Below are 6,823 nucleotides of genomic sequence, written 5' to 3'. Positions count from 1 at the left end.
GCCAATCGTGCCAATGTTGACGTGCGGCTTGTTGCGCTCAAACTTACTCTTTCCCATTTGAATGCTTCCTGTGAACGAAAATTGTGGCCCCGGCGAACCGGTTTAGTGCCGCCGTTTAAGGCTTTCGGCGACATTGCGCAAGACTTAATTGCAGACGCCATTCTTGGCCTGACAGCGGATATGGGAGACAATTCGCCGCCTGCAAGGCGATTCGCCGAAGTGCCCTCGAAAATCCCTGAAATCTCAGAGAAAATCGCATGGACCGCTAGAAACGCGCCATAGACGTTCGGCGTCGAGCGCCCTCCCCCGTCTATAGCTTCTTCGCCAGCGCCGGAGACATCTCGGGGACAATGCGACAGCGGTCGTATGAAGTGGCTTAAGGGAACTGGAGCGGGTAGCGGGAATCGAACCCGCGTATTCAGCTTGGAAGGCTGCTGCTCTACCATTGAGCTATACCCGCGGGTTGGTCCGATCCGATGACGAATGGTGGAGAGAGTTGGATTTGAACCAACGTAGGCTGAGCCAACGGATTTACAGTCCGTCCCCTTTAACCACTCGGGCATCTCTCCAGTTTTCGTCCGGATCGCTAGACCAAGTTCGTCAGACTTCGAAGCGTTGCCGCCCGTCGTCTGCGCCGCGTATATGACCGGAGCATTTCAGTCTGTCAACACGATGACAACGGAAAAAACACGAAAAATTTCATTCGCCGCCGAAAGCCGGCATACGAAAGAAAGCCTATGCGGCAGCGAGCGCCATGGCTATAAAGCTGCATGAGCAAAGACAACAAATCCGGCGGCAAGACCGCGACAGACCCATCCGCCAAGGATACGCATTACGCCACTCTGCGGCGCGCCCACCGTGACGCCAAGCGCGAACGCGGGGAGATTCCGACGCCTCAGCCGCAGAAGCGAAAGCGCGGCGGCGACGATTGGAAGCCGCCGGCGCTTGCGCCCGACCAGGTGCATCTCTACGGCCTGCATACGGTGCGCGCAGCGCTCGACAATCCCGAGCGCAAGAAGATCAAGCTGTTCGTGACGCAGAATGCACTGGCGCGCCTCGAAGTCGTTGTCGAGGCGCTCGGCATTCCCTTCGAGATCGTCTCGCCGCAGGAGATCGACAAGGTGCTCGGCCCCGAGGCGATCCATCAGGGCGTGATGCTGGAAACACGGCCGCTTCCGGTACGCCGGCTCGAAGCGCTGAAGGAAAGCCCTCTCCTCCTCGTCCTCGATCAGGTGACCGACCCGCACAATGTCGGCGCGATCATGCGCTCGGCCGTCGCCTTCAATGCGGGTGCGGTCATCACCACCCAGCGACACAGCCCGACCGAATCGGGCGTGCTCGCCAAGTCCGCCTCCGGCGCGCTGGAACTGATACCTTATATACAGGTCACCAATCTCGCCGATGCGCTCGGTGAATTGCACAAGCTCGGTTTCTCCACCATCGGCCTCGATTCGGAAGGGCCGGCACCACTCGAAGGCACCTTCTCGGGCCAGAAGGTGGCGCTGGTGCTCGGTTCCGAGGGCAAGGGACTTCGGCAGAAGACGCGGGAAACCGTCAACGCACTTGCCCGTCTCGACATGCCGGGCGCAATCAAATCGCTCAACGTCTCGAATGCGGCGGCGATCGCGCTTTATGCGGCGCGGCTCCACCTGAAGGCATAGGCCGGCCCGAGCAAGGGCAGCCGGTCGGATCCGTCCATCAGCCTGCGCGCCGTATCGCCTGCATAGGCCCCTTCGACGGGATAGACCCATCCGTGACATACGGCACCGCGCGTCTTTTCAGACGCGCAATCGATTCGGATATAAGGAATTAAGCAGGAGTTCGATCCGGCGCGACAAATGGAAACGGACGCGGACAACGCTCGACCGATGTCAGGAAAATCCACTTTTGCCTTGGAATGACGCCCCGGAGGACTATGATCGGGCAATGGTCGGTCGTAGCGACCGGCTCAGAAATAAGAAGGAACGATCCCTATCATGGCCATTCGACCGCTGATTTTCGGTATCCTTTTCATCGCGGTCTTCGTCGTGATTATCCTCAGCATCATTTGGGTGGACACGTCGCACCCCGTCCACCAGCCCGATCCACTGTCGCCGACAACGCCCGGCCCCGCGACGCCGGGACAGGTGCAATAATACTGGCAGGAACGCCGACGGAGATCATGCGTTAATCCCGGAATCGAACGAGGATTGAACGCTTATGCGCATAATGATCGCCGTCGTCGCCTTCATGGTCGCCTCCGTGCTTAGCATCGCAATGATGTCGCCCTCCGGCGCCGGACAGACCGGCAATGGCGACAGGATCGAGGCGAGCGTCAACGAACCCGTCACTCATTAGAATAACGGCCCGGATGATCCGGGCCGTTATCGTCAGCTGCGGTAGAGCCAGAACGGCATGCCGCGATCGCGATCACGCCACTCGCGGCGCTCCTGCCAACGCTCGGCACGCCACCGCCGCCAGTGACGGCGATCATCGCGCCAATCGGACCGGCGCCAATCGCGCCCATCGCGCCAGCCACGGTCGTCACGGTCGCGATCACGTCGCCAGCCGTCACGAATTTGAACGATATCGCCCTGCGTCGACACCGCCGGCCGCTCGGCCGGCATGGCGGCCGCCGGTGCGACGGACGCGAAAGCCGCACCGACGGAAATGGTTGCGGCGAGAAAGAGATGTGCGAGCTTCATGGCTGTTTCCTCATTGATGATGAGGCGAAGATAAGCGGGCGCGGCTGAATTGGCGGTGAAGCATCCCTTCACGCGCGGTTCATCGAGCGATGTGAGCCTTCTCAAAGATCTGCCGGTGCGAGATTGAGCGAAGCAGCATCGAACCCAGGCTATGAGTTGGCACGGTATCCTGGGAAAAAGATGGTGCAGCTAACCGGAGCATTCTCGAACCAGTCCGCCTTTGTTCCTGACGGAACTACGGCGCGACAGCCTCCGCTTAGCTGTCTCTCGGCTCGCCGAGCCGAAGCTCACAGAGAGTAGGCTGGTGCCCCCGCCAGGGTTCGAACCCGGGACCCCCTGATTACAAATCAGGTGCTCTACCAACTGAGCTACAAGGGCGTTAGTTGCCCCAACTAGCAGATTCTATGATTCTGTAAAGGGAAAATCCGTGTCTGCGCGGACAGGTCGGCTGCAGCTCAAAACGCTTCGCGATAGAAAACGTCCTTGTCGCGCAAGGCCTTTATCCTTTAGCTAGGGCAGCATCATAAAGGGCATTGCATGGGCCGTTCATTTCAGACGCTTTCCTTTCTCGCCTCACCAACGACGGAGGCGCTTGCCGCGCGCGAGGAGTTAATTGGCATCTATGGCGACGTACCGGCTGACGAAGCCGACGTCATCGTCGCGCTCGGCGGCGACGGTTTCATGCTGCAGACGCTGCACAACACCATGAACTCCGGCAAGCTCGTTTACGGCATGAATCGCGGCTCGGTCGGATTCCTGATGAACGATTATCGCACCGACCGGCTTCAGGAGCGCATCTGCGTCGCCGTCGAAAACGTCTTCCGGCCACTGCAGATGACGACGGCCAACGCCGACGGCACCAACTCGACGGCGCTCGCCATCAACGAAGTCTATCTTTTTCGCCAGTCCTATCAAGCCGCGAATCTGAGGGTCATGGTGGACGGGCGCGTGCGTCTGGAGGAACTGATCTGCGACGGGCTGATGGTCGCGACACCTGCCGGATCGACGGCGTATAATCTTTCCGCCCATGGCCCGATCCTGCCGCTCGAGGCGCCGCTGCTCGCCATGACGCCGGTCAGCGCCTTCCGGCCGCGGCGCTGGAGGGGCGCTCTGCTGCCGAACAAGGTGACCGTCGATATCGACATTCTCGAGCCGGAGAAGCGGCCGGTGAACGCGGTGGCCGACAATACCGAGGTCAAGTCGGTGCTGCATATCCGCATCGCCCAGTCGGAGCATGTCACGGCGCGCATTCTTTCTGATCCCGACCGCTCCTGGTCCGACCGTATTCTCGCCGAGCAGTTCAAGGATTGAGACGATGGCAATGCGACGGATATTGATCACCAGCCTCCTGCTTGCGGGATGGAGCACCACAGCGGAGGCCGCACCGGCGCAGGATGCCCTCCTGCCGGCATCGGTGATTTTCGCGACCAGCACCGGCTATTGGGAGGACGACGGCAACGCACCTGATGTCGAGCGGGCGCCCACGGGCGCCGAGAGCGTTGCCGACCCGCAGGCAAAAAGCGGACAGCGCCACGGCTACTACAAGCTCTTTGCCGTGCGCCAGCCGGACAGAACCTCGAAGGTCTATCTGCAGCAGATTGCCCAGACCGAGACCGGCCCGGCGATCGCCTCGACCATCGAGTTGCAGGAGTTCAGCGACCTGAAGCCTTACGTGACCGATATACGCCCCGAGAATTCGAACGGCATCATCAAGCAGCCGGGGCTCTTCGCCACGGTCTATCTGAAGACCGACCCTGCGGCGGAGCCGGATGGCTGGACGGTGCTGATCGACGAATTCGGCGATATCACCGTCGAGAAGGCGACGAATTGAACGGCTGAGAAGTGTTCAGAGATGAAACTGGGCTTTCGCGACGGCGTCCTCTACGACGAGAAAAGGTCGAACTGGGATGCCGCCGGCCCCAGACCCATCAGTTGGTCCCTCTGGTATCCCGCCCCCGATGACGCGCAAAGCGACGTGCCGGAACGAAGCTGGTTCCAGAAGGCGGCCGTCGCCCGCAATGCACCCATCCGCCCGGAGGCCAGGCCCTATCCCCTCGTCCTGTTGTCGCATGGCACCGGCGGATCCGCGGCCGGACTGGAGTGGCTGGCGCGACGCCTGGTCGATCGCGGATTTGCGGCGCTCGGCGTCAGCCACCACGGCAATACCGGCATCGAGCCCTATCGCGCCGAAGGCTTTGCCTGCCTTTGGGAGCGGGCGCCGGATCTAAGCCACATGCTCGACCATTGCGACGAATGGCTCAGCGATCTCTCAGGCCATATCGATACGAACAGCGTCTTCGCAGCCGGATTTTCGGCCGGAGCTTATAGCGTGATGCTGCTTCTTGGGGCTGTCGCCCAGTTCTCGCAGTTCGAACCATCGAGGATGAAACCAGGTGGCGCGCGCGGACCAAGGGAATTTCCCGACCTTGCCGATCATATCCCAGCATTGCTCAGCACCAGCGACGTGTTTCGCGATTCGTGGTCCCGTATGTCGAAGTCCTACCGAGACGACAGAATCAAGGCCACGCTCCTGTGCGCGCCAGGCCGGTCCGTTCTCAGCTTCAGCGAGGAAAGCCTGAAAGCTGTCGGTGCGCCTGCCCTTATCCTGGTCGGTGATGCCGACAGGGCGGCACCCGCCGAAGAATGTTCATCATGGCTGCATGCGCGGCTCCGGCGCAGCGTCCTTAAGATCTTCGGCGGCGGCCTTGGACATTATGTCTTCGTGCCAGAGGGCACGGCGCTCGGCCTCGCCTTTGCAGCAGAACTCTTTACCGATCCCCCGGGCATCGAGCGCGCAGCCATTCATGACGAGATTGCCGATCTGTCGGCAGCGCTGTTTCAAGAGAGCGACATCAGCGCAATGGCTTGAAGAAAAGGAAAAGCCCCGTCTCCGGGGCTTCGCTAACTCAATCCATCATCAATCCGATCAGTCGACATCCTCGACGACCGCGTCGGCGGCGCCGCTGATGCGGTGGGCAAGGGCCGCTTCCATGAACTCGTTCAGATCGCCGTCGAGAACGTCGTCCGGGGCGCTGCTGGCGACACCGGTGCGCAGGTCCTTGACCAGCTGGTAGGGCTGCAGCACGTAGGAGCGGATCTGGTGGCCCCAGCCGATATCCGTCTTGGAGGCGGCTTCGGCGTTGGCGGCGTCCTCGCGCTTCTTCAATTCCGCTTCGTACATGCGGGCGCGCAGCATGTCCCAGGCCTTGGCGCGGTTCTTGTGCTGCGAACGCTCCTGCTGGCACTGCACGACGATACCGGTCGGGATATGCGTGATGCGTACGGCCGAGTCGGTGGTGTTGACATGCTGCCCGCCGGCGCCCGACGAACGATAGGTATCGATGCGGCAGTCGCTTTCGTTGATCTCGATCTGAATCGAGTCGTCGACAACCGGATAGACCCAGATCGACGAGAAGGAGGTGTGGCGACGCGCATTGCTGTCGTAGGGCGAGATGCGCACCAGGCGGTGCACGCCCGATTCCGTCTTCAGCCAGCCATAGGCATTGTGGCCCTTGACGAGCAGGGTCGCGGACTTGATGCCCGCCTCTTCGCCGTCATGGACTTCGAGAAGCTCGACCTTGAAGCGCTGGCGTTCGGCCCAGCGAGTGTACATGCGCAAAAGCATGTTCGCCCAGTCCTGGCTTTCGGTGCCGCCGGCGCCGGAATGGACTTCGAGATAGGTGTCGTTGCCATCGGCTTCACCGGAGAGCATGGCTTCCACCTGGCGGCGCGCGGCTTCGGCCTTCAAGGCCTTCAGCGTGTCTTCGGCTTCCTTGACGACGCCCTGATCGCCCTCTTCCTCGCCAAGCTCGATCAGCTCGATATTGTCGTTCAGCTGCTGCTCGAGCTGCTTGACGCTGTTAATGCCGTCATCGAGTTGCTGGCGTTCGCGCATCAGCTTCTGCGCTTCGGAAGCGTCGTTCCAGAGGTTCGGATCCTCTGCCTTGTTGTTCAACCAGTCCAGCCGTCTTATCGCCTGGTCCCAGTCAAAGATGCCTCCTCAGCAGGGTGATAGCCTGCTTGGTTTCATCGACCACGTTTTCGATTTCCGCTCGCATTTTCCTGCTTCTCTGTCTCGGTCTTCTTCAGGTGCTGGTGAGATAGCGCATTTCCGTTTTTCCCCGAGCCACGGAGATGCT

9 protein-coding genes and 3 tRNA genes are annotated in these 6,823 nt (G+C 60.9%); 7 read left to right on the top strand and 5 right to left on the bottom strand.

What is annotated here, in order from left to right; genetic code table 11:
* Window positions 1-282 (top strand): hypothetical protein (locus tag G9X64_RS36185; RefSeq protein ID WP_210259648.1); only part of this gene is annotated, 282 nt, incomplete at its 5' end.
* Between the two features lie 104 nt (window positions 283-386).
* Here the strand turns inward: G9X64_RS36185 and G9X64_RS11165 are convergent.
* Both G9X64_RS11165 and G9X64_RS11160 read right to left on the bottom strand, forming a co-directional pair.
* Window positions 387-460, bottom strand: a tRNA-Gly gene (locus G9X64_RS11165).
* Between the two features lie 24 nt (window positions 461-484).
* Window positions 485-569: transfer RNA gene (locus tag G9X64_RS11160), tRNA-Tyr, on the bottom strand.
* Between the two features lie 201 nt (window positions 570-770).
* On the opposite strand from G9X64_RS11160, the gene rlmB reads away from it, so the two are divergent.
* The 3 genes from rlmB to G9X64_RS11145 all read left to right on the top strand — a co-directional run bounded on the left by rlmB (window position 771) and on the right by G9X64_RS11145 (window position 2,337).
* A complete protein-coding gene (gene rlmB, locus G9X64_RS11155) occupies window positions 771-1,661 on the top strand; it encodes a 23S rRNA (guanosine(2251)-2'-O)-methyltransferase RlmB (protein WP_168310780.1) in 891 nt (296 codons plus the stop codon).
* A 315-nt stretch (window positions 1,662-1,976) separates the two neighbouring features.
* A complete protein-coding gene (locus tag G9X64_RS11150) occupies window positions 1,977-2,135 on the top strand; it encodes a hypothetical protein (protein ID WP_171376561.1) in 159 nt (52 codons plus the stop codon).
* 64 nt (window positions 2,136-2,199) lie between these two features.
* The gene (locus G9X64_RS11145; protein WP_003547501.1) at window positions 2,200-2,337 is read left to right on the top strand and encodes a hypothetical protein; all 138 of its coding nucleotides are present in this window, start codon (window positions 2,200-2,202) and stop codon (window positions 2,335-2,337) included.
* Between the two features lie 32 nt (window positions 2,338-2,369).
* On the opposite strand, the gene G9X64_RS11140 is transcribed toward G9X64_RS11145, so the two are convergent.
* Both G9X64_RS11140 and G9X64_RS11135 read right to left on the bottom strand, forming a co-directional pair.
* Entirely contained in the window at window positions 2,370-2,756 is a 387-nt protein-coding gene (locus G9X64_RS11140; RefSeq protein WP_171376566.1) for a hypothetical protein, read from the bottom strand.
* Between the two features lie 230 nt (window positions 2,757-2,986).
* Window positions 2,987-3,062 (bottom strand) — tRNA-Thr (locus tag G9X64_RS11135).
* Window positions 3,063-3,221: 159 nt separating this feature from the next.
* Here G9X64_RS11135 and G9X64_RS11130 point away from each other — a divergent pair.
* Genes G9X64_RS11130 through G9X64_RS11120 form a run of 3 tightly spaced genes read left to right on the top strand, consistent with a single transcriptional unit; the run spans window position 3,222 to window position 5,553 of the window.
* Window positions 3,222-3,995, top strand: a complete 774-nt coding sequence (locus G9X64_RS11130) for an NAD kinase (protein ID WP_025394132.1) — start codon at window positions 3,222-3,224, stop codon at window positions 3,993-3,995.
* Window positions 3,996-3,999: 4 nt separating this feature from the next.
* Window positions 4,000-4,515 (top strand): hypothetical protein, encoded by a 516-nt coding sequence (locus tag G9X64_RS11125; protein WP_168310762.1) that lies wholly within the window; start codon window positions 4,000-4,002, stop codon window positions 4,513-4,515.
* A gap of 21 nt (window positions 4,516-4,536) precedes the next feature.
* Window positions 4,537-5,553 (top strand): alpha/beta hydrolase family protein, encoded by a 1,017-nt coding sequence (locus tag G9X64_RS11120; RefSeq protein WP_168310761.1) that lies wholly within the window; start codon window positions 4,537-4,539, stop codon window positions 5,551-5,553.
* A gap of 57 nt (window positions 5,554-5,610) precedes the next feature.
* On the opposite strand, the gene prfB is transcribed toward G9X64_RS11120, so the two are convergent.
* Window positions 5,611-6,742, bottom strand: a protein-coding gene (gene prfB, locus G9X64_RS11115) for a peptide chain release factor 2 (RefSeq protein ID WP_171376560.1) whose coding sequence is annotated in 2 segments (ribosomal slippage) — window positions 5,611-6,672 and window positions 6,674-6,742 — 1,131 coding nt in all. Because the reading frame shifts where the segments join, the coding sequence is not laid out codon by codon here.
* Between the last annotated feature and the right edge of the window lie 81 nt (window positions 6,743-6,823).

It is taken from the genome of Rhizobium sophorae (assembly GCF_013087515.1).
Classification (GTDB): Bacteria; Pseudomonadota; Alphaproteobacteria; order Rhizobiales; family Rhizobiaceae; genus Rhizobium; species Rhizobium sophorae.
This window is presented reverse-complemented; position numbering and strand designations above follow the sequence as displayed.